Annotated in this window: 14 protein-coding genes, 1 tRNA gene and 1 riboswitch; of the genes, 5 read left to right on the plus strand and 10 right to left on the minus strand. The window is 72.5% G+C overall.

Annotated elements, in window-relative coordinates:
* Window positions 1–66 precede the first annotated feature (66 nt).
* Window positions 67–1,233 (plus strand): EamA family transporter, encoded by a 1,167-nt coding sequence (locus AB0E96_RS01805; protein WP_359817291.1) that lies wholly within the window; start codon window positions 67–69, stop codon window positions 1,231–1,233.
* Window positions 1,234–1,352: 119 nt separating this feature from the next.
* On the opposite strand, the gene AB0E96_RS01810 is transcribed toward AB0E96_RS01805, so the two are convergent.
* The 5 genes from AB0E96_RS01810 to AB0E96_RS01830 form a co-directional block, all read right to left on the minus strand.
* Window positions 1,353–1,916, minus strand: a complete 564-nt coding sequence (locus tag AB0E96_RS01810; protein ID WP_359817293.1) for an EF-hand domain-containing protein — start codon at window positions 1,914–1,916, stop codon at window positions 1,353–1,355.
* 251 nt (window positions 1,917–2,167) lie between these two features.
* Entirely contained in the window at window positions 2,168–3,934 is a 1,767-nt protein-coding gene (locus AB0E96_RS01815) for an ABC transporter ATP-binding protein (RefSeq protein ID WP_359817295.1), read from the minus strand.
* Window positions 3,935–3,948: 14 nt separating this feature from the next.
* Window positions 3,949–4,941 carry an ABC transporter permease gene (locus AB0E96_RS01820; protein ID WP_359817296.1) on the minus strand — a complete coding sequence of 331 codons (993 nt, stop codon included), beginning with the start codon at window positions 4,939–4,941 and terminating at the stop codon, window positions 3,949–3,951.
* Between the two features lie 137 nt (window positions 4,942–5,078).
* Window positions 5,079–6,845, minus strand: coding sequence for an ABC transporter substrate-binding protein (locus tag AB0E96_RS01825; protein WP_359817298.1), 1,767 nt, complete (start codon window positions 6,843–6,845; stop codon window positions 5,079–5,081).
* Between the two features lie 179 nt (window positions 6,846–7,024).
* Window positions 7,025–8,005: an ABC transporter permease gene (locus AB0E96_RS01830; protein ID WP_359817300.1), complete on the minus strand. Its 981-nt coding sequence runs from the start codon at window positions 8,003–8,005 to the stop codon at window positions 7,025–7,027.
* Between the two features lie 304 nt (window positions 8,006–8,309).
* A riboswitch (ZMP/ZTP riboswitch) is annotated at window positions 8,310–8,406 on the plus strand.
* Between the two features lie 20 nt (window positions 8,407–8,426).
* On the opposite strand from AB0E96_RS01830, the gene AB0E96_RS01835 reads away from it, so the two are divergent.
* Window positions 8,427–9,884 (plus strand): glycine hydroxymethyltransferase, encoded by a 1,458-nt coding sequence (locus tag AB0E96_RS01835; protein WP_359817302.1) that lies wholly within the window; start codon window positions 8,427–8,429, stop codon window positions 9,882–9,884.
* A 171-nt stretch (window positions 9,885–10,055) separates the two neighbouring features.
* On the opposite strand, the gene AB0E96_RS01840 is transcribed toward AB0E96_RS01835, so the two are convergent.
* The 4 genes from AB0E96_RS01840 to AB0E96_RS01855 all read right to left on the minus strand — a co-directional run bounded on the left by AB0E96_RS01840 (window position 10,056) and on the right by AB0E96_RS01855 (window position 14,566).
* Window positions 10,056–11,507 (minus strand): aldehyde dehydrogenase family protein, encoded by a 1,452-nt coding sequence (locus tag AB0E96_RS01840; protein ID WP_359817304.1) that lies wholly within the window; start codon window positions 11,505–11,507, stop codon window positions 10,056–10,058.
* 115 nt (window positions 11,508–11,622) lie between these two features.
* Window positions 11,623–12,126 (minus strand): DUF6624 domain-containing protein, encoded by a 504-nt coding sequence (locus tag AB0E96_RS01845; protein ID WP_359817306.1) that lies wholly within the window; start codon window positions 12,124–12,126, stop codon window positions 11,623–11,625.
* A gap of 390 nt (window positions 12,127–12,516) precedes the next feature.
* Window positions 12,517–14,163: an APC family permease gene (locus AB0E96_RS01850; protein WP_359817308.1), complete on the minus strand. Its 1,647-nt coding sequence runs from the start codon at window positions 14,161–14,163 to the stop codon at window positions 12,517–12,519.
* A 318-nt stretch (window positions 14,164–14,481) separates the two neighbouring features.
* Window positions 14,482–14,566: transfer RNA gene (locus tag AB0E96_RS01855), tRNA-Leu, on the minus strand.
* A gap of 514 nt (window positions 14,567–15,080) precedes the next feature.
* Between AB0E96_RS01855 and AB0E96_RS01860 the strand changes: the two genes are divergently transcribed.
* Window positions 15,081–15,500 (plus strand): ATP-binding protein, encoded by a 420-nt coding sequence (locus AB0E96_RS01860; protein WP_359817342.1) that lies wholly within the window; start codon window positions 15,081–15,083, stop codon window positions 15,498–15,500.
* Window positions 15,501–15,665: 165 nt separating this feature from the next.
* On the opposite strand, the gene idi is transcribed toward AB0E96_RS01860, so the two are convergent.
* Window positions 15,666–16,319, minus strand: a complete 654-nt coding sequence (gene idi / locus AB0E96_RS01865) for an isopentenyl-diphosphate Delta-isomerase (protein ID WP_359817310.1) — start codon at window positions 16,317–16,319, stop codon at window positions 15,666–15,668.
* Between the two features lie 604 nt (window positions 16,320–16,923).
* Between idi and AB0E96_RS01870 the strand changes: the two genes are divergently transcribed.
* The gene (locus AB0E96_RS01870) at window positions 16,924–17,679 is read left to right on the plus strand and encodes a phosphocholine cytidylyltransferase family protein (RefSeq protein ID WP_359817312.1); all 756 of its coding nucleotides are present in this window, start codon (window positions 16,924–16,926) and stop codon (window positions 17,677–17,679) included.
* Window positions 17,667–18,728, plus strand: a complete 1,062-nt coding sequence (locus tag AB0E96_RS01875; protein ID WP_359817314.1) for an iron-containing alcohol dehydrogenase family protein — start codon at window positions 17,667–17,669, stop codon at window positions 18,726–18,728. Before AB0E96_RS01870 ends, AB0E96_RS01875 begins: the two co-directional genes overlap by 13 nt.
* Window positions 18,729–18,805 lie beyond the last annotated feature (77 nt).

An 18,805-nucleotide genomic window follows, 5' to 3' on the forward strand; every position in this document is an offset into this window, starting at 1 on the left:
GCGCGCGGGGCCGTTCATGCGCTGTCATGTCGAGTGTTCGGCCAGCACCGTCCGAGGGGGACACACATGACATCGCCTGCTTCGCCCGCCCAGCCGGCCGCGACCCCCGGCTCAGCCCCCGACACCCCCGCCATCACCTCAGCCTCCACCACCGGCGGGGCCGTGACCGACGCCGCGGCCGCGGCCGCGGCCGAGTCCACGGCCGTCGCCATGGCCGAGGCCGCGGCGACGGCCACCACCAAGGCCAAGGCCGGTGCCCGTCTCGGCGGCGCGGTCTGGCTGGCCCTCCTGGTGGTCTACATCGTCTGGGGCTCGACCTACCTGGCGATCCGGATCGCGGTGGAGACGATGCCCTCCTTCCTGTCCGCCGGCGCCCGTTTCGTCACCGCCGGCCTGCTGCTGGCCGGCTTCCTCCTGGTGCGCCAGGGCCCGGCCGGCCTGAAGGTGACCGGCCGGCAGCTGGCCTCCTCCGCCCTGGTCGGCGTGCTGCTGCTGACCGGCGGCAACGGCATGGTGGTCCTGGGCGAGACCTCCGTCCCCTCCGGCCTGGCCGCCCTGCTGGTGGCCGCGGTCCCGCTGTGGATGGTGGTGCTGACGGCGGTCGGCGGCGACCGTCCGAGGCCGGCCGAGCTGGCCGGGGTGCTGCTCGGGCTGGTCGGCCTCGGGGTCCTGTCGGCCCCGGCGATCGGCGGGTCGATCCAGCCGGGCGGTGTGATCCTGATCATCTGCGCCACCCTGACCTGGGCGCTCGGTTCCTTCGCGAGCAAGAAGATCCCGATGCCCGGCAACGTGCTCGCCGCGAGCGCCTACCAGATGCTGGTCGGGGGCCTCTGCAACCTGCTGATCGGACTGGTCCGCGGCGAGCAGCGCGGACTGGACCTCGGGGCGTTCTCCGGCCGGTCCTGGCTGGCGCTCGTCTACCTGGTGCTGTTCGGTTCGCTGCTCGCCTTCACCGCGTACGCCTGGCTGCTGCGCGCCGCCCCACTGACCCTGGTGGCCACCTACGCGTACGTGAACCCGGTGGTCGCGGTGCTGCTGGGCTGGCTGATCCTGGCCGAGCCGCTGACCGGCCCGACCCTCGCGGGCGGCGCGATCGTGGTGGCGGGCGTCTGCCTGGTGGTGAGCGTCAGCCGGCGCCCGGCCCGCCGGAAGCCGGTCCCGGCAGGCCCGTCCGCCTCGTCCGCCGCATCCGTCTCCTCCGGTTCGTCCGGGGAAGGAGCCACCCGCTCGTAGCCGAGCACGGGAGCCCCCGCGTTCCGGTGCCCGGTCGAAGCCGGCGGGTGCGTCCATGCCGGGCCACCCCCACGCTTCCGGCTCGTGGGGGTGGCCCGGCGGCCGGAGGGCCGGACGGCTCAGAAGGTGTAAGGGGGCTTGCCCGTCCACCAGTTCCCGGGCGCCTCGGGGTCCCGGCTGGTCCAGAACTCGATGATCGCGCTGGTGAACTCGACCGCGGAGAGCACGCCGTCGCCGTCGGCGTCGAGGTGGCGGAAGGCCTCGTCGGCGTCGTCGCGGGAGAGGCCGGCGAAGTGGCCGCGCTGGAAGACGAAGAACTCGCCGGCGTCCACCGTCCCGCTGCGGTCGGTGTCGGCGACGGAGAGGAAGGCCCTGGCGAGGGCACCGAGGATCTCCTGCGCGGACTCCGGGTCGTCGGCGAGGGAGCCGGTCGAGGTGACGAACTGCTGGCGGGTGATGGCCTCGGTGCCGGCGGGGAGCCGGGCGAGGTGCAGGTCGTGCCAGGTCGTCAGGTAGGCGCGGACTATCACGGCCTCGGCCTCGGAGCCCTCCTGGTGGCCGAGGGAGCGGGCCACCGAGAGGCCCATCAGGACGTGGTCCCGTTCGGTGAGCAGGCCGTCCCCGTCGGTGTCGAGGTGATCGAAGCCGTGGTTGATCTTTGCGATGAGCAGGTCGTCCGACAAATGTGCCCCCTCGGTTGGTGATTCCTTTTCGTCTCCTACGTCACATCGCCTGCACGCTAGCGCCTTGAGCCGGACCGGCGCAGCCGAACGAACGCCGAACGACCTGCCCGTTCACGCCGCAACGCCCGCCGCGCCGCCCGCGGAGCCCCGTGCTCCGCCCCCGCGGTGCCGCCCGCGGAGCTTCCCGTTCCGCCCCGGCCCGACGGAGATGTTCACCCGTCTCGGTGCACCGCTGCTCAGCGCACCGCCGCTCAGTGCACCGCCGCCAGCAGCTCCCTCGTGTACTCGGTGTGCGGCGCCTCGAACAGCTGGTCCCGATCGGTGGACTCGACCAGCCGGCCCCGGTGCATGACCGCCACCCGGTCGCAGAAGTGCCGGACCACCGCGAGGTCGTGGGAGACGAACAGGAAGGCGACGTCCAGCTGTTCGCGCAGCTCCATCAGCAGGTTGAGCACTTGGGCCTGCACCGACACGTCGAGCGCGGAGACCGGTTCGTCGGCGATGATCAGGCGCGGCTGCGGGGCCAGGGCCCGGGCGATGCCGATCCGCTGGCGCTGCCCGCCGGAGAACTCGTGCGGGTAGCGGTCCAGGTGCCGGGCCTCCAGCCCGACCTGCTCCAGCAACTCGGCGGAGCGCTCCCGCCGTTCGGCCGGGCCCAGCGGGGTGTGCAGGCGCAGCGGGGTGTCCAGGGTCTGGGCGACGGTCCGGCGCGGGTTGAGCGAGGCGTACGGGTCCTGAAAGACCAGCTGGATCTCCCGGCTGAGCCGCTTCCGCAGCTCCCGGTCCGGCCGGGTGACGTCCTGGCCGTCGTACAACACCCTTCCCCCGGTGGGGGGTTGCAGTCCGGCCAGGACCCGCGAGGTGGTGGACTTCCCGGAGCCGGACTCGCCGACCAGCCCGAGCGTCTCGCCGGGGGCGATCCGCAGGCCGACGCCGTCGACCGCCCGGACCGGCTCGGCCCGCAGGCCGGGGAAGCGCCGCCGCCCGGGGAAGCGCACGGACAGGTCCTCCACCTCGACCAGCCACCGCTCGGGCCGCCCGGCGGGCCGCGGCCGGAAGGTCCGGGCCGGCACCGGCTCCTCGACCGTCGGCAGGGCGGTGCCCGGCACCGAGTCCAGCCGGAGCGCCGCGCCCACCAGTGCCCGGGTGTACGGCTCGCGCGGCGCGGCCAGCAGTTCGGCGGTCGGCGCGGACTCGACCTCCCTCCCGCCGCGCAGCACCAGCGTGCGGTCCGTCGTCCCGGCGACCATGCCCAGGTCGTGGCTGACCAGCAGTACCGCCGTTCCGTGCTCGCGCTGCAACTCGCCGAGCAGGTCGAGGACCTGGCGCTGGACGCGGGCGTCCAGGGCGGTGGTCGGCTCGTCCGCGATGATCAGCCGGGGGTCGTTCATCAGCGCCATCGCGATCATCACGCGCTGGCGCATGCCGCCGGAGAACTGGTGCGGGTAGTCGCGCGTCCGGGCCTTCGGGATACCGACCCGGTCGAGCATCTCGGCCGCCCGCCGGACCGCCTCGGCCCGGCCCGTGCCCGGGTGGTGCAGCCGGTACATCTCGGCGAGCTGGGCACCCACGGCGTGGAAGGGGCTGAGCGAGGTGAGCGCGTCCTGGAAGACCAGCGCCGCCGTTCCGCCCCGCACTCCGCGCAGCGCGGACTCCCCGGCGCCGACCACCTCCTGCCCGTCCAGCCGGATCGAGCCGGTGACGGTGGTGGTGCGCGGGTCGTGCAGACCGAGGACGGCGAGCCCGACGGTCGACTTGCCGGATCCCGACTCCCCGACCAGGCCCAGGACTTCACCCGGGGCGAGGTCGAAGGAGAGACCTTGTACGGCGGTCACCGGCGCACCGCCGCGCGGGTCGGCGAAGGCGACGGTCAGGTCGCGGACACTCAGCACCGGCTCGCCGCCCCGCGTCGCGGCGGCGGCAGCCGCCGTACTCGCGGTCGCGACGGTCCGCTCGGCGGCCCCCGGAGAAGTCGCCTCGGCCGTGCGCCCGGCGGCCCCCGGAACAGTGGATTTCATCGAAGGACTCCCCATCAGCTCAGCCGGACACGCGGGTCGAGCCAGGCGACCGCGAGGTCGGCCAGCGCGACGAACAGCACCATGAAGCAGGCGGCCAGCAGCACCGCGCCGACCACGGCGGGCAGGTCCTGCCCGGCGACGGCCTCGGCGGCGAACCGTCCGACCCCGTTCAGCCCGAACACCGTCTCGGTGATCACGGCCCCGCCCAGCAGGACCCCGGCCTCCAGCCCGATCAGCTGCACCAGCGGCCCGGCGGCGCCCCGCGAGGTGTACTTGAGGTGGGCACGCAGCCGTCCCAGGCCCTTGCCGCGGGCCGTACGGACGTACTCCTCGTTCATCGTCTCCAGCAGCTGCGAGCGCGAAAGCCGGGCGAACACGGCGGAGTTGACGAAGCCGAGGACGAACCAGGGGAGCAGCATCCCGCCCGCCCAGGCGGCCGGGTCGTCGGCCGGCGAGGTGTAGGAGGGCAGCGGCAACAGGCCGGTGGAGTACACCAGCAGCCACTGCGCGACGTACCCGAGGAAGTAGATCTGCACGCTGGCGCCGACCAGGGTGAAGCCGGACAGCAGCCGGTCGGTCCGCCGCCCGTGGCGCAACGCGGAGACGAACCCGGTGCCGAGGCCGAACACCAGCAGGACGGCGAGTGCCCCGGCGGTCAGCGAGAGGGTGACCGGGAGGTGGTCGGCCAGCGCCTCGGTGACCGGCTGGTGCAGCCGGTAGGAGTAGCCGAGGCAGGGGGCGTCGCAGTGGATGGTCGAGCCGTCCACGTCGCCGATGTCCCGCCCGGCGACGACCCCGACCAGGTAGTCGGTGTACTGGGTGAGCAGCGGCTGGTCCAGGCCCATGCCCTGGCGCACCGCCGCGACCTGTCCGCTGTCGCAGCGCGGGCCGCAGGCGGCGCGGGCCGGGTCGGCGGGCGCGGCGTAGAAGAGGGCGAAGGCGGCGGCGGAGACCGCGACCAGGACCGCGAGGGCCTGGGCGGTCCGCCGCAGGACGAAGGAGAGCATGGCCGATCCGGGGTCGACGGGACGGGGGAGCAGTCAGGGCGAGGAGGCGGGGGAGGCGGGGGAGGGGGCGCAGGTGGCGGGGGCCCGCCCGCCGTCCCGGCCGTCGGGCCGTGGAACGGGAGCGGGCCCCCGGGCACTCAGGACTTCAGGTACAGCCAGGCCAGCGAGACCGTCCCGTAGATCGGGTGGATGAACGCCCCGCCGACGTTGCTGCCGCGCAGCTGGTTGACGGTCGGGTAGGCGAAGGGCAGCACCGGAACGTCCTTCATCACGGTCTGCTCCAGCGCGTACAGCTCCTTGGCCTTGGCGCGCGGCTCACCGATCTGGTTGATCCGGTCGATCTCCTTGTCGACCTCCGGGTTGCGGTAGCGCGCCGAGTTGATGTCGCTGCCGGCCCGGCCGTCGAAGGAGAACGGGATCAGGGTGGAGGGGGTCGGCCAGTCGACCGAGCTGGTCTCCTCGAACAGGTCGTAGGGGGAGTCGGCGCGGTGCACCTCGTCCAGGAAGGCCTTGGGGTCGACCGGCTTGGGCACGACGGTGATGCCCGCCTTGCCGAAGCCCTCGACCAGCACCTGCGCGACGCGCTGCCCGGTCGGGGTGTTCCGGTACGCGTAGGTCAGGCTGCCGGGGGCCTGCTTGGCCTTGGCGAGCTCGGCCTTGGCGGCTTCCGGGTCGCCCTCGGGCTTGACCGGGTAGAGGTCGTACTTCTGGTAGTCGATCAGCGCGGGCGAGCTGAGCGTGGTGGCCAGCTCGCCGGTCCGGGCGCCGCCCTCGACCTGACGGGCCTGCTGGCGGGGGTAGGCCAGGTGCAGCGCCTTGCGGACCTCGACGTCCGGCACCCGCTCGTTGTTGACCATCAGCTGGGTGACGAAGGCGCCCTGCCGGCCGGAGACCACCAGTTCCTTGGCCTTCGGGTCGGTGTCGGTGGTCTGGTAGAGCTCGGCGGAGAGGGTGTCGGACGCGGTGGTGGCGTTGGCGCCGCCGTCCCGCCCGGAGAGGATCTCCTGGTTGAGGTTGAGCGCCTCCTTGCCGTACGTGAAGACGAACTTCTCCGGGTACTGGCTGCGGATCGGGTCGGTCTCGGGCTTCCAGGCCGGGTTGCGCTCCAGCACCATGCGGGTGTTCTGGACGTGCTCGACGATCCGGTAGGGGCCGGTCGCGAACGGCTGCCGGTCGTAGTCCGTCCCGGTGTCCTTGTCCTTGCGCACCGGCGAGGAGGAGGACTGCGCGGCCATGTACGGGACGTCGGCCTGCGGCTGGGGGAAGTGGAAGACGATGGTGCGCTCGTCCGGGGTTTCGATCGCGTCCAGGTCGCCGGCCTGCGGGCCCGCGTACTTGGCGCGCGCCGCCTCGTAGCTCGCCTCGCCGGTGAGCCACTGCGGCCAGTACGGCGGGCCGACCTCGTAGCCCTTGCCGAAGGTGCGCTCGATGCCGTACTTGACCTCCTGGGCGGTGATCGGCTTCCCGTCCTCCCAGGCGACGCCCTGCTTGAGCCTGTACGTCCAGGTGCGTCCGCCGTCGGCCGGGGTGCCGGTGTCGGTGGCCAGGTCCCCGACCAGCTTGGCCTTGCCGTCCACGACCTGGTACTGGGTCAGCTGGCGGCCCCAGAGCAGCGAGGCGTTGTAGGTGGCGCCCGCGTAGACCTTCTGCGGGTCGAGGTGGCGGAACTCGACGCTGTTGTACACGTTCACCGTGCCGCCCGCACGGGCGCCGGGGACGGCCGGGGCGGGGCCGGCGCTCTCCTGTTCGGTGCCGAGCACGGCGGTCAGCGGGGAGGTCTCCTTGGCGGAGACCCCGGAACCGGCCGCGCCGCCGGCTCCGGTGGTGCTGCCCGCGCCGGCCGAGCAGGAGGTCGCCAGCAGGGCGGTGGCGACGACGGCGAGGGACGGTCTGGTCCAGCGCATGGCGAATCTCTCCTTGTCCCGGCGGATCGTGCCGGGACGGGCTCGGGGTTGATGGATGGGAGGAGGCGAAAGGTTTCCGCGGGCGGTGCCCGGCGGATGGTGTCCGGAGAGGTGGTGTCCGGAAGGGGGTGCCCGGCGAATGGCGCCGGCGCCCGGCGGGGTGGTGTCCGGCGGAGCCGTCAGCGGGCGATGCCGCTCCGCGGGTCCAGCGCGTCCCGGACGGCGTCGCCGAGCAGGTTGAAGGCGACGACGAACAGCAGCAGCGCCACCCCGGGGAACACCATGTACGTCGGGTCTGCCTGGAAGACCTCGGAACCGCGCGCGATCATCCGCCCCCAGTCCGGGACGGGCTCGGTGACGCCGACGCCGAGGAAGGACAGCGCGGCCTCGGAGGCGACGAAGGTCGGCACCGCCATGGTGGCGTGCACCAGCAGCTGCGAGCGCACATTCGGCAGAAGTTCGTGGACGACGACATGGAAACGGCTCGCGCCCTGGGCCCGTGCGGACTGCACGAAATCCCTTTCCCGGAGCGAGCGGACGGTGGCCCGCAGGGAAAGTGCGAGCGGAATCCAGCCGAACGCCGAGAAAACCAGGACCAGTACCAGGAACTGCATCCACTCCGGTTCCGCGGCGCCCGGGTCGACCAGTCGGGACTGGATCACCGGACTGAGCGCCAGCAGCAGGAGCAGCGTGGGAAAGGCCAGCAGCACATTCGCGAGGAATCCGAACAGCCGGTCCGTGATCCCGCCGAGGTAGCCGACCGCGACGCCGGCCAGCACGCCCAGCGTGGTGGTCACCGCGGCGGCCGCGAAGGCGATCAGCAGCGAGGTGCGGATGCCGTACAGCAGCTGGGTGAACACGTCCCGGCCGAGACCGGGCTCCAGGCCGAACCAGAAGTCCCCGGAGATCCCGCCGTTCGGCAGCATCGGCAGGCCGCCGTCGCTGAGCAGGCCGGGGAGGTTCTGGCCGTAGTGCTCGACCGGGTTCTTCCCGTACAGCGCGGAGACCAGCGGGGCGCCGAGGGCGAGCAGCAGGAACAGGGCCACCACCGCCAGGGCGCAGGCGCCGACCCGGTCCCGCAGGATCCGGCGGAGCAGTCCGGGGTCGGCGGCGGGCGCGGGCCCGCTCGCGGTGCCTGGGACGGTGTCGACCACGGCCATGAGGCGTAACCCCCGAATTCTCCGCCGCCCCATGGGTGAGGGTGCGCTGGTGTGCATTTCCGGTACGGCGTCCGGGGTTTTCCCGGCTGCCGTTCGATCGATATTTGACCGGATGCGTCCGAGGTTCCGCAAATCACCCTCGACGGTCGATCCGGTCATTCCCGCCGAACTGTTTCGGGAAATGTGGCGGCTTCATTTCGCTGAAACACTGGCGTTGCAAAAGAACGGACATAGCGGGGCGTAGTGGACTGCCCGTCCCGCATTCTGAGACCTCCGCCACAGTGCTCGCGGTGTTGGTACGATTCCGGTGGGCCGCGACTGGCGCGCAGGGATGGAATCAACCATCGGGAAGCGGCCCCGTGAATCCTCACGTGAAGTTGCCGAGCGCCTGGGCCCCCGTCATCCCCACCAGGAGACCGCCATGGCCCAGCAGCCCCACACCGCCGCCTCCGCCGCGGCCGACACCGCCTTCCGCAGCGCCCTCGACGTGATCGCCGGCGTCGACCCGCGGATCGCCGGCGCCATCGGCCAGGAGCTGGCGGACCAGCGCGCCTCGCTCAAGCTGATCGCCAGCGAGAACTACGCCTCCCCGGCCGTCCTGCTCACCATGGGTAACTGGCTCAGCGACAAGTACGCCGAGGGCACCGTCGGCCGCCGCTTCTACGCGGGCTGCCGCAACGTCGACACCGTCGAGAGCATCGCCGCCGAGCAGGCCCGGGAGCTGTTCGGCGCCGACCACGCCTACGTCCAGCCGCACTCCGGCATCGACGCCAACCTCACCGCCTTCTGGGCCGTGCTCTCCCAGCGGGTCGAGAGCCCGGCGCTGGAGCGCGCCGAGGTCCGCAACGTCAACGACCTCACCGAGGAGGACTGGGCGCGGCTGCGCCAGGAGCTCGGCAACCAGCGGATGCTCGGCATGTCCCTGGACACCGGCGGCCACCTCACCCACGGCTTCCGTCCCAACATCTCGGGCAAGATGTTCGAGCAGCGCAGCTACGGCACCGACCCGGCCACCGGCCTGATCGACTACGACGCGCTGCGCGAGACCGCCCGCGAGTTCCGTCCGCTGATCATCGTGGCCGGGTACTCGGCCTACCCGCGGCTGGTGAACTTCCGCACGATGCGCGAGATCGCGGACGAGGTCGGCGCGACCCTCATGGTCGACATGGCGCACTTCGCCGGCCTGGTCGCGGGCAAGGTGCTGACCGGTGACCACGACCCGGTCCCGCACGCCCACATCGTCACCACCACCACCCACAAGTCCCTGCGCGGCCCGCGCGGCGGCATGGTGCTGTGCCAGGCCGAGCTGGCCGAGCACGTCGACCGCGGCTGCCCGCTGGTGCTCGGCGGCCCGCTCTCGCACGTCATGGCCGCGAAGGCGGTCGCCCTGGCCGAAGCCCGCCGGCCCGAGTTCCAGGCCTACGCCCACGCCGTCGTCGACAACGCCCGGGCGCTCGCCGAGGGCCTGCTGCGTCGCGGCGGCAAGCTGGTCACCGGCGGCACCGACAACCACCTGGTCCTCGCCGACGTCTCCGGTTACGGCCTGACCGGCCGCCAGGCCGAGGCGGCGCTGCTCGACTCGGGCATCGTCACCAACCGCAACTCCGTACCGCTGGACCCGAACGGTGCCTGGTACACCTCGGGCATCCGCCTCGGCACCCCGGCCCTGACCACCCGCGGCCTCGGGACCGCCGAGATGGACGAGATCGCCGACCTGATCCACACCGTCCTGCGCGCCACCACCCCCACCACCACGGCCAAGGGCTCCCCCTCCAAGGCCGCCTACACCCTGGACGCCGCCCTCCGCGACGCCACCGCCAAGCGCGCCGCCGACCTGCTGACCCCCTTCCCGCTCTACCCGGGCGTCGACCTGGCCTGACGGCGAACGGCGGACTGCGAACGGTGGACTGCGAACAGTAAACAGCAAACAGCGAACAGATGACAGATTTCGAAATCTGTCATCTGTTCGCTGTCATCCGTTCGTCGTTAGCTGTCCGCCGAAACCCGTCAGCCGAAAGCCGTCAGCCGTCCGCCCGCGGCCCGAGCCCCCTCAGTACTGCAGCGACTTGTACTGGAGGAACTCCTCCAGCCCGTGGCGGCCCAGCTCCCGGCCGAGGCCGGAGCTCTTGTAGCCGCCGAAGGGGGCGAGCGGGTTGAAGCGGCCGCCGTTGAGGTCGACCTGGCCGGTGTCGAGGCGGCGGGCGAAGGCGGCGGCGGTGTCGGTGTCGCGGGCCCAGACGCCGCCGGCCAGGCCGTACGGCGTGCCGTTGGCGAGCTCGGCGGCGTGGTCCTCGTCCCGGTAGCGGAGGATCGCCAGGACGGGGCCGAAGACCTCCTCCTGGGCCACCGTCATCTCCGGGGCCACGTCGGCGAGCACGGTCGGGCGGACGTAGTAGCCGGCGGGCAGTTCGGCGACCGGCTCCGAACCGCCGACGACCAGCCGGGCGCCTTCGGCCAGCGCGCCGTCGATGTAGCCGCGGACCCGGGCCAGCTGCCTGGCGTTGACCAGCGGGCCGATCCTGGTCCGCGGGTCGGTCGGGTCGCCCGGCAGGTACTGGGAGGCGACCTCCTCGGCCCGGGCGACCGCCTCCTCGTACTGGTCCTCGTGCACCAGCAGGCGGGTCAGCGCGCTGCAGGTCTGGCCCGAGTTGGCGAAGACGTTGGCGACGTTCGCCTTGACCGCGCGGGCCAGGTCGGCGCCGGGCAGCACCACGTTGGCCGACTTGCCGCCCAGTTCCAGGGAGACCCGCTTCAGCCCCCGGCCGGCCGTTTCGGCGACCTGCCGGCCGACGGCGGTGGAGCCGGTGAACGAGACCAGGTCCACGTCCCGGTGCGCGACGAGCGCTGCTCCCGCCACCGTGCCGGTGCCGGTCACCAGGTTGAAGGCGCCGGCGGGGAACCCGGCCTCGTGCACCAGCCGGGCGAACAGCCGGGCCACCAGCGGGGTGTCCTCGGCCGGCTTGAGGACCACCGGGCAGCCGGCCGCCAGCGCCGGGACGCTCTTGGCGACGATCTGGTGCAGCGGGTAGTTCCACGGCGTGATCGCCGCGACCACCCCGGCCGGCTCGGCGTGCACCACCGAGTTGCCGATCCGCTCCTCGAAGGGGTGCTCGGCGAGCAGGGTCAGGTAGGAGGTCGCCACGGCGAGCGGCAGCCCGGCGTGCACGGCGCCGGCGAAGCCGACCGGCGAGCCGAGCTCGGCGACGACCGTCTCGGTGATCTCGCCCTGTGCGGCGGCGATCCCGTCCCGCAGCCGGGTCAGCAGCGCGAGCCGCTCCTCGCGGGAGGTCGCACCCCAGCCGCGGGCCGCCCGGCGGGCCGCCGTCACGGCCGCGTCGACGTCGGTCACGCCGCCGGCCGGCACGGTGGCCAGCACCTGTTCGGTCGCCGGGTTCAGCACGGTGATCGACCCGGTGTCCCCGGAGGGCCGCCACTCGCCGTCGATGTACTGGTCGCTGTGCTCCGGGTACTCCGCGTCCTGCCGCACCGATCGTCCCCTCATCCACTCATCCGCTGATCCACTCGGCCCCCGCTTAACTAGCAGCGCTAGTCGGAGGCAAGTCAATGCGGCAGGGCCGCCGCGCGCAAGAGTCAATCCCGACCGGCGGACCTGATGGTTACTTCGGGGCGAACCGCGCGGTGTACTCGTCGAACGGCTCGATGCCCACCTCGGCGCGCCGCTCGTCCAGCCGCCCGGGCTCCTCGCACGGCCACGGCACCGGCCGGCCGTCCGCCACCGCGCCGATCTGCGTCCCGTAGCGCTGCTCCCGGCCCTCGTTGACCGCCAGCCGGTCCTGGAGGAAGGCTAGGTCGCGGGCGCTCGCCTCGCCCCGGTCGACGGCCTCGCCCATCAGCGCGGCCGCCCGCCGCTGGACGTCGAGCTGCCGGTCCGCGTGCTGCGCCAGCAGCCAGGCCGCCCGGGCGGCCTCGGGGCCGACGGTGCGTTCGGTCGGCCAGCCGTGCACCGTCATGATCTCCGCGAGCCGGTCCCCGTGCCGGGCGGTGAGCCGCCGCCAGGCCGCCTGCTCGGCCAGGTCGGGGCTGTGCGCCAGCCGGGCGGCCGCGCCGTCCTCGGCCATCATCCCGGTCAGCTCCGCGGCCAGGTCCGAAGCCTGCTCCACGGCCAGGTCCGAAGCATGCTCCGCCGCCCCGTCCCAAGCCTGCTCCGCGGCCGGCTCCGAAGCCGGCTCCCCGACCGGGCCCGCGCCAGGCTCCGACCCGAGCCCGCCGCCCTGCCGCCGTACGTCCGTCATACCGATCCGCTCCTCGCGCCCGGGCCCTCCTGCCGAGGGCCGCCGCCACCACGCTAGGCGCGGAGAACGCGACGAAGATCATCCCCGAAGACGGTGACCCGGGGGTGCCCGCCACGGCAGAATGGATGGCACAGCAGGAGCGCGTCGCACCGCGCGCCCCCCCCCATGAAACGCCGAAGGGCCGGTCGGAGTGTTCCGACCGGCCCTTCACCGTGCGCTCACGGGTTCATGCGCCACGGGTTCGTACGTTCACGCGACTCAGACCCGCGAGGGCTCCGCGGCGCCGTCGGACGCCGCGTCCTCGGCCTCCGCCATCTCCTTGCGGACGGCGGCCAGCGAGGGGTTGGCCCAGGCGCTGGCGACGCCCCAGCGGTAGAACGCCAGCCCGATGGCGGCGACGATCAGCAGGTCCCAGCCCTCCGGCAGGTAGCCGTGGCCGCCGAAGTCGGCACTGCCGGCCCAGGAGACGCCGGCCATCACGAACAGGTACGCGACCATCCAGGCGCCCGCCTTCAGGTGCGGCTTCAGCTCGACGAACGGCTTGCGCAGCTCGTACCAGGCCCAGATCGGCAGACCGGCGGCCATCAGCAGGATGACCTTGCCGGTGAGCGGCCAGCGGGCCCAGTAGAGCACCAGCGAGCCGAAGACCATCGCCACCGGGGCGATCACGGGCATGGCCCGCAGCCGGACCGGGCGGGGCAGCTCGGGGGCCAGGCGGCGCAGCGCCATCACGGCGACCGGGCCGGTGATGTACGAGATCACGGTGGCCACCGAGACGATCTCCGCCAGCGAGCCCCAGCCGCGGAAGACCGCGAGGAACAGGAAGGCGACCACCAGGTTGAGCACCAGCGCCGGGCGCGGGATGCCGGTCTTGGCGTCGACCCGGCCGAAGATCTTCGGCAGGTGGCCGTTCTCCTGCACGCCGTGGATCATGCGCGAGGTGGTGGCGGCGTAGATCATGCCGGTGCCGGAGGGAGAGATGAAGGCGTCCGCGTACAGCGTGATCGCCAGCCAGTTGAGGCCCCAGGCGATGGCCAGGTCGGCCAGCGGCGAGGTGTAGGAGAGGTTGCTCCAGCCGTTCGCCAGGTCGCCGCCGGGGATGGCGCCCAGGAAGGCGATCTGGAGCGCGACGTAGATCACCAGGGCGATCAGGATCGAGCCGATGACGGCCTTCGGCAGCGACTTGCCCGGGTTGCGGGCCTCGCCGGCCAGATTGAGCGGGGACTGGAAGCCGTTGAAGGCCCAGACGATGCCGGAGACCGCGACGGCGGTGAACACCGAGCTCCAGCCGTTCGGCGCGAAGCCGCCGTGGTCGGTGAAGTGGGCGGTGTCGAAGTGCGCGAAGAGCAGCGCGCCGGCGGTCACCGTCGGGACGACGACCTTGAAGACGGTGATCGCGGTGTTGGTCTTGGCGAACAGCGTGATCGCGAACCAGTTGAGTGCGAAGTAGACGAGCAGCAGGACGCTGGCCAGTGCCACGCCGCTGAGGGTCAACTCCTTGCCGTTGTACAACCCCTGCGCCCAGCCGAAGTGCCAGGAGCTCATGTACTGCACGGAGGCGGTGGCCTCACCCGGGATGACCGAGACGATGGCGATCCAGTTGGCCCAGGCCGCCAGGTAGCCGGCCAGCGAGCCGTGCGAGTACTGGCCGTACCGGACCATGCCGCCGGCCTTGGGGAACATCGAGCCCAGCTCGCTGTAGGTGAGGGCGATGGTCAGCGCCACCGCGGCACCGATCACCCAGGCGAGGATCGAGGCGGGGCCGGCGAGCTTGGCCGCACGCTCGGCACCGAACAGCCATCCGGAGCCGATGATCGACCCCAGCCCGACGGCGGTCAGGCTGATGGTGCCGAGCGATCGGCGGTAGTTCTGGTGTGATGGCGTCGACGATTCGGGCTCACTCAACGTATCGGTCCTCTCGCTCGTGGTTCATCGGGTGGTGTCGGTGTTTTTGCGATTTTGAGTCGCTATTTCGGGCAAACGGAGAGCAGCCTATGTTCCGAAAACGGGCGAAAACCTCAGAGGAAGCTCAAACCGTCCGATTGTTGCCATCTCGTGTCCGGCTTCCGGGCCGGTGTGTACCGACGGGGAGGCCGACGCCACAGCGCCTGGACGGGGGCGGTGGCCGGGAATGGCGACCGGGGCCGGCCCGGGATGAAAAGGGCGGCCCGAAAAACGAAATTCCCCGTGGGATCCTTTCGGCTCCCACGGGGAATTCGCTTGTGTCCGAGGGGGGACTTGAACCCCCACGCCCGATAAAGGGCACTAGCACCTCAAGCTAGCGCGTCTGCCATTCCGCCACCCGGACCGGGTGTGTGCTTCGGGGGCTTTTTCCTCGCCCCCTCGGCGACAGAGAGAACATTACCAGGGTTCTGGAGTGCTTCTCACCTGCGCTTCCTCGGGGCCTCGCCGCAGGACATCCTGGTCGGGTCGGCCGGGTCCCGCGGTCGGCCCGTGCGCGGCCGGGACGGGCCCGCACGCCGCCCGCACAGGTTGGTACGGCCGGTGAGCACGCTCGAATCCGGGCCGAACCGGTGGTGTCCGCGTAGGAACCGGTCGACTCCCGCACCACCCGTGGTCGGTTGCGGCCGGAACCGGTCCGACACGGGCAACTTGTCGACGGTGCCACGGCCGCCGCGACGGCTCTCCTAGCCTCTGTGGACCGAGGGCGCCATGAAGCGGATCGCCTGATTCCCGGGTCGCGGACGAAGGGGCGGCTGGACGTGGAGCAGATCAGCGGAGCGGCGAAGGCCGAACCCAGACGCGGCAGGCGGACGGAGGGCCCGGGCGGGTCCACCGCCGCCGGGGGCCCGGCGGAAGGCGTGTGGCGCTTCCCGGTGCCGGCCACCGAGGCCTCGGTGCCGCTCACCCGGCACGCGGTGCGCGACCGCCTGCTGGCCCTGGGCATGACCGGGGTGCGCTACCAGGAGCTGGTGGACGACCTGCTGTTGATCGTCTCGGAGCTGGTGAGCAACGCGGTGACGCACGCCGCGGAGCTGTCGCCCGAGGTGGTCACCGAGCTGTCGGTGCGACGGGCCTGGGTCCGGGTGTCGGTCGAGGACGGCGACCCGTACCGGCCGAAGGCGCTGGAGAACGACACCGGACGGACCGGTGGGCGCGGCCTGCTGCTGGTGAAGAGCGTCACCCTGCAGGCCGGCGGCGTGTGTGACGTCGAACACACGGGGGAGGGCGGCAAGGTCATCTGGGCCTCGCTGCCCGTCCCCGCGGAGCCCGGCCACTGACCGCCCGGGCCCGGCACCGGCGCGGCCGGACGGGCAGTGACCGGGCTCACGGCGGCCGGACCGGCAGCGATCGGGCCGACAGTGACCGACTCGACAGCGGCCGGGCAGGCAAAGACCGGGCGGTCAAAGGCCGGACCGGCAGGAACCGGAACGGCAGGGCCCGGACTACCAGTCCCGCCCGGCGATCTCCCGGATGCCGGGGAGCGCGGCCTCGAAGACCGTCTCGAACCAGACCGAGAACGGGCGCTCCGCCCGCAGCTCGCGCAGCTCCTGCGCGGTCACGAAGGCGAAGTCGTCCACCTCCTCCGGGTTCGGCTCGACGGGGGCGGTGACCAGTCCCACGAACAGGTGGTTCCACTCGCGCTCGATCAGCCCGGACGCCTCGTCCGGCAGGTCGTAGCGGACGGTGCCCGCCTCGCACAGCAGCGCCGGTGCGACGCCCAGCTCCTCGGCGGTGCGCCGGGCGGCGGCGACGAACGGCCGCTCGTCCGGGTACGGGTGGCCGCAGCAGGTGTTCGACCAGACACCGGGGGAGTGGTACTTGCCGAGCGCCCGGCGCTGGAGCAGCAGGCGGCCCTGGCGGTCGAACAGGAAGACGGAGAAGGCGCGGTGCAGCCGGCCCGGCTGCTGGTGGGCCCAGAGCTTCTCCCCGGTGCCGATCGTGACGCCCTCGTCGTCGACCAGTTCCAGCAGGATCTCGGCTCCGGCGGGGGCGGACCCGGTTGCCCCGGGGGCGACCGTCACATCGGTCTCGACGTCGAGACCGGTGTCGATCTCGGCGGCGAAGTGTGTCGGGTCGGTCGGCAGACTCTGGGGCATGGGGCCTCTTTCGGGAGCGGGAGCACCGGGAGTATCGGGTGTCTCCGGCGCACCGGACGGGTGCGTCGGACACGGCGGGGGCACCGGCGCCGGCGTCGGGCTCCAGTCTGCCGTATGGGTGGCACTCGGCAGGGGTCCCACGCACAACCGGACGGATCATGACCCGGAGGAGTCGGAAACCGTCCGGAGAAGGGCCCGAGATGCCCTCGAAAGGGGCGCCGAATTCGCAGAACCGTTCGGCGTGCGTTCGGGCCCCGTTCGAACGTCCCGGGACCCACCTCCCCGCGGAGACGACCCCACCTCCCCGCGGAGACGGCCCCTCCTCCCCGCGGAGACGGCCCCTCCGTCCGGCGGGGACGACCCCTCCGCCCTGCGGATCCGGCGCCCCCTTCCCCGGGCGCCGGAACGGCCCCCGGGCCCGCGGGCGCGTTCTGGCCGGTCGCCCTGGTCGCCTACCATCACATACGACACGGTGCCCGGATCTGTGCCGGCACCGGCGCGCCGCCGCCCGGCCCGGTCGAACACGCACCGGTTCGGGGCCCGGTGGTGCCGCCGCCCTCCGGCACGGCCCCGCGCGCACAGCACGACGGATCAGGAGACCCGCATGATCGGCCTCGTTCTGGCAGCCGGCGCCGGCCGCCGGCTGCGCCCGTACACCGACACCCTGCCCAAGGCGCTGGTGCCGGTCGACGGGGAACGGACCGTCCTGGACCTCACGCTCGGCAACTTCGCCGAGGTCGGACTGCGCGAGGCCGCGATCGTCGTCGGCTACCGCAAGGAGGCCGTGTACGACCGCAAGGACGCCCTGGAGAGCAAGTACGGCGTCAAGCTCCACCTGGTCGAGAACGACAAGGCCGAGGAGTGGAACAACGCCTACTCGCTCTGGTGCGCCCGCGACCTGTTCGCCGAGGGCCTGCTGCTGGCCAACGGCGACACCGTCCACCCGGCCTCCGTCCAGCGCACCATGCTGGAGGGCAACGCCCGCCTGACCGAGGCCGGCACCGCCCCCGGCATCCTGCTCGCCCTCGACACGGTGAAGAAGCTCGCCGACGAGGAGATGAAGGTCGTCGTCGACCCGGCCGCCGGGATGCGCCGCATCACCAAGCTGATGGAGCCCCACGAGGCGACCGGCGAGTACATCGGCGTCACGGTGATCAACCCGTCCGCCGCTGCCGATCTGACCGACGCGCTGCGCGCCACCTACGAGCGCGACCCCCAGCTGTACTACGAGGACGGCTACCAGGAGATGGTGAACCGGGGCCTGCGGATCGACGTGCAGCCGATCGGCGAGGTCTCCTGGGTCGAGGTCGACAACCACGACGACCTGGCGAAGGCTCGGGAGATCGCGTGCCGGTACTGACCCGACTGGTCCCGTCGCCGCTGTTCGTCGAGATCCGCCCGGGCGCGCTGGACGCGCTCGGCGGCATCCTCGCGGACCAGCGGCTGTCGGCCTCGGGCCGGATCGCGGTGGCGATCAGCAACGGCTCCGGCTCGGCCATGCGCCGCCGCCTGGAGCCGGCCCTGCCGGGCGCCGACTGGTACAACGTGGACGACGGCAGCCTGGACAGCGCGGTGCGGCTGGCCGAGGCGATGCGCGGCGGGCACTACGACGCGATCGTGGGCCTCGGCGGCGGCAAGATCATCGACGCCGCCAAGTACGCCGCGGCCCGGGTCGGCCTGCCGCTGGTCGCGGTCGCCACCAACCTGGCCCACGACGGCATCTGCTCGCCGGTCTCGACCCTGGACAACGATGCGGGCCGCGGCTCCTACGGGGTGCCCAGCCCGATCGGCATCGTGGTCGACCTGGACGTGATCCGGCAGGCCCCGCAGCGCTTCGTGGCGGCCGGCGTGGGCGACGTCGTCTCCAACATCTCGGCGTGCGCGGACTGGGAGCTGTCGCACGCGGTGACCGGCGAGCCGGTGGACGGCCTGGCCGTGGCGATGGCCCGTTCGGCGGGCGAGAACCTGCTGCGGCACCCGGGGAGCACCCAGGACCAGGACCTCCTGACGGCGCTCGCCGAGGCCCTGGTACTGTCCGGCATCGCGATGAACATCGCGGGCAGCACCCGGCCCTCGTCGGGGGCCTGCCACGAGATCTCGCATGCCCTGGACGTGCTGTATCCCAAGCGGTCCGCCCAGCACGGCGAGCAGGTCGGCCTCGGCGCCGCCTTCGCCAGCTTCCTGCGGGGCGAGCGCGAGCTGACCGGTCTGATCGTGGAGCGCCTGGCGAGCCACGGGCTGCCGGTGACCGCGGCTCAGATCGGCTTCACCGAGGCGGAGTTCACCGAAGCGGTGCACTACGCTCCGAACACCCGACCGGGGCGCTTCACCATCCTCGAACACCTCGACCTCTCCCCTTCCGCAATCAGGGACGCGTACGCCGACTATGTCCAAGCCGTCAACAGCTGACCCCTCCACCGCGGGCGCCGGGCGTCCCCCGGTGGACCTGAGCCGCAGGCCCTCGATCGAGGAGCTGCGCGCGGTGA

Source organism: Kitasatospora sp. NPDC036755 (assembly GCF_040636595.1).
Classification (GTDB): Bacteria; Actinomycetota; Actinomycetes; order Streptomycetales; family Streptomycetaceae; genus Kitasatospora.

What these genes read in the sequence shown, in the direction of transcription:
- idi (WP_359817310.1), bottom strand. Translation starts at nt 16,319, where the DNA reads ATGCCCCAGAGTCTGCCGACCGACCCGACACACTTCGCCGCCGAGATC.
- AB0E96_RS01815 (WP_359817295.1), bottom strand. Translation starts at nt 3,934, where the DNA reads ATGAAATCCACTGTTCCGGGGGCCGCCGGGCGCACGGCCGAGGCGACT.
- AB0E96_RS01830 (WP_359817300.1), bottom strand. Translation starts at nt 8,005, where the DNA reads ATGGCCGTGGTCGACACCGTCCCAGGCACCGCGAGCGGGCCCGCGCCC.
- AB0E96_RS01805 (WP_359817291.1), top strand. Translation starts at nt 67, where the DNA reads ATGACATCGCCTGCTTCGCCCGCCCAGCCGGCCGCGACCCCCGGCTCA.
- AB0E96_RS01835 (WP_359817302.1), top strand. Translation starts at nt 8,427, where the DNA reads ATGGCCCAGCAGCCCCACACCGCCGCCTCCGCCGCGGCCGACACCGCC.
- AB0E96_RS01840 (WP_359817304.1), bottom strand. Translation starts at nt 11,507, where the DNA reads ATGAGGGGACGATCGGTGCGGCAGGACGCGGAGTACCCGGAGCACAGC.
- AB0E96_RS01825 (WP_359817298.1), bottom strand. Translation starts at nt 6,845, where the DNA reads ATGCGCTGGACCAGACCGTCCCTCGCCGTCGTCGCCACCGCCCTGCTG.
- AB0E96_RS01820 (WP_359817296.1), bottom strand. Translation starts at nt 4,941, where the DNA reads ATGCTCTCCTTCGTCCTGCGGCGGACCGCCCAGGCCCTCGCGGTCCTG.
- AB0E96_RS01870 (WP_359817312.1), top strand. Translation starts at nt 16,924, where the DNA reads ATGATCGGCCTCGTTCTGGCAGCCGGCGCCGGCCGCCGGCTGCGCCCG.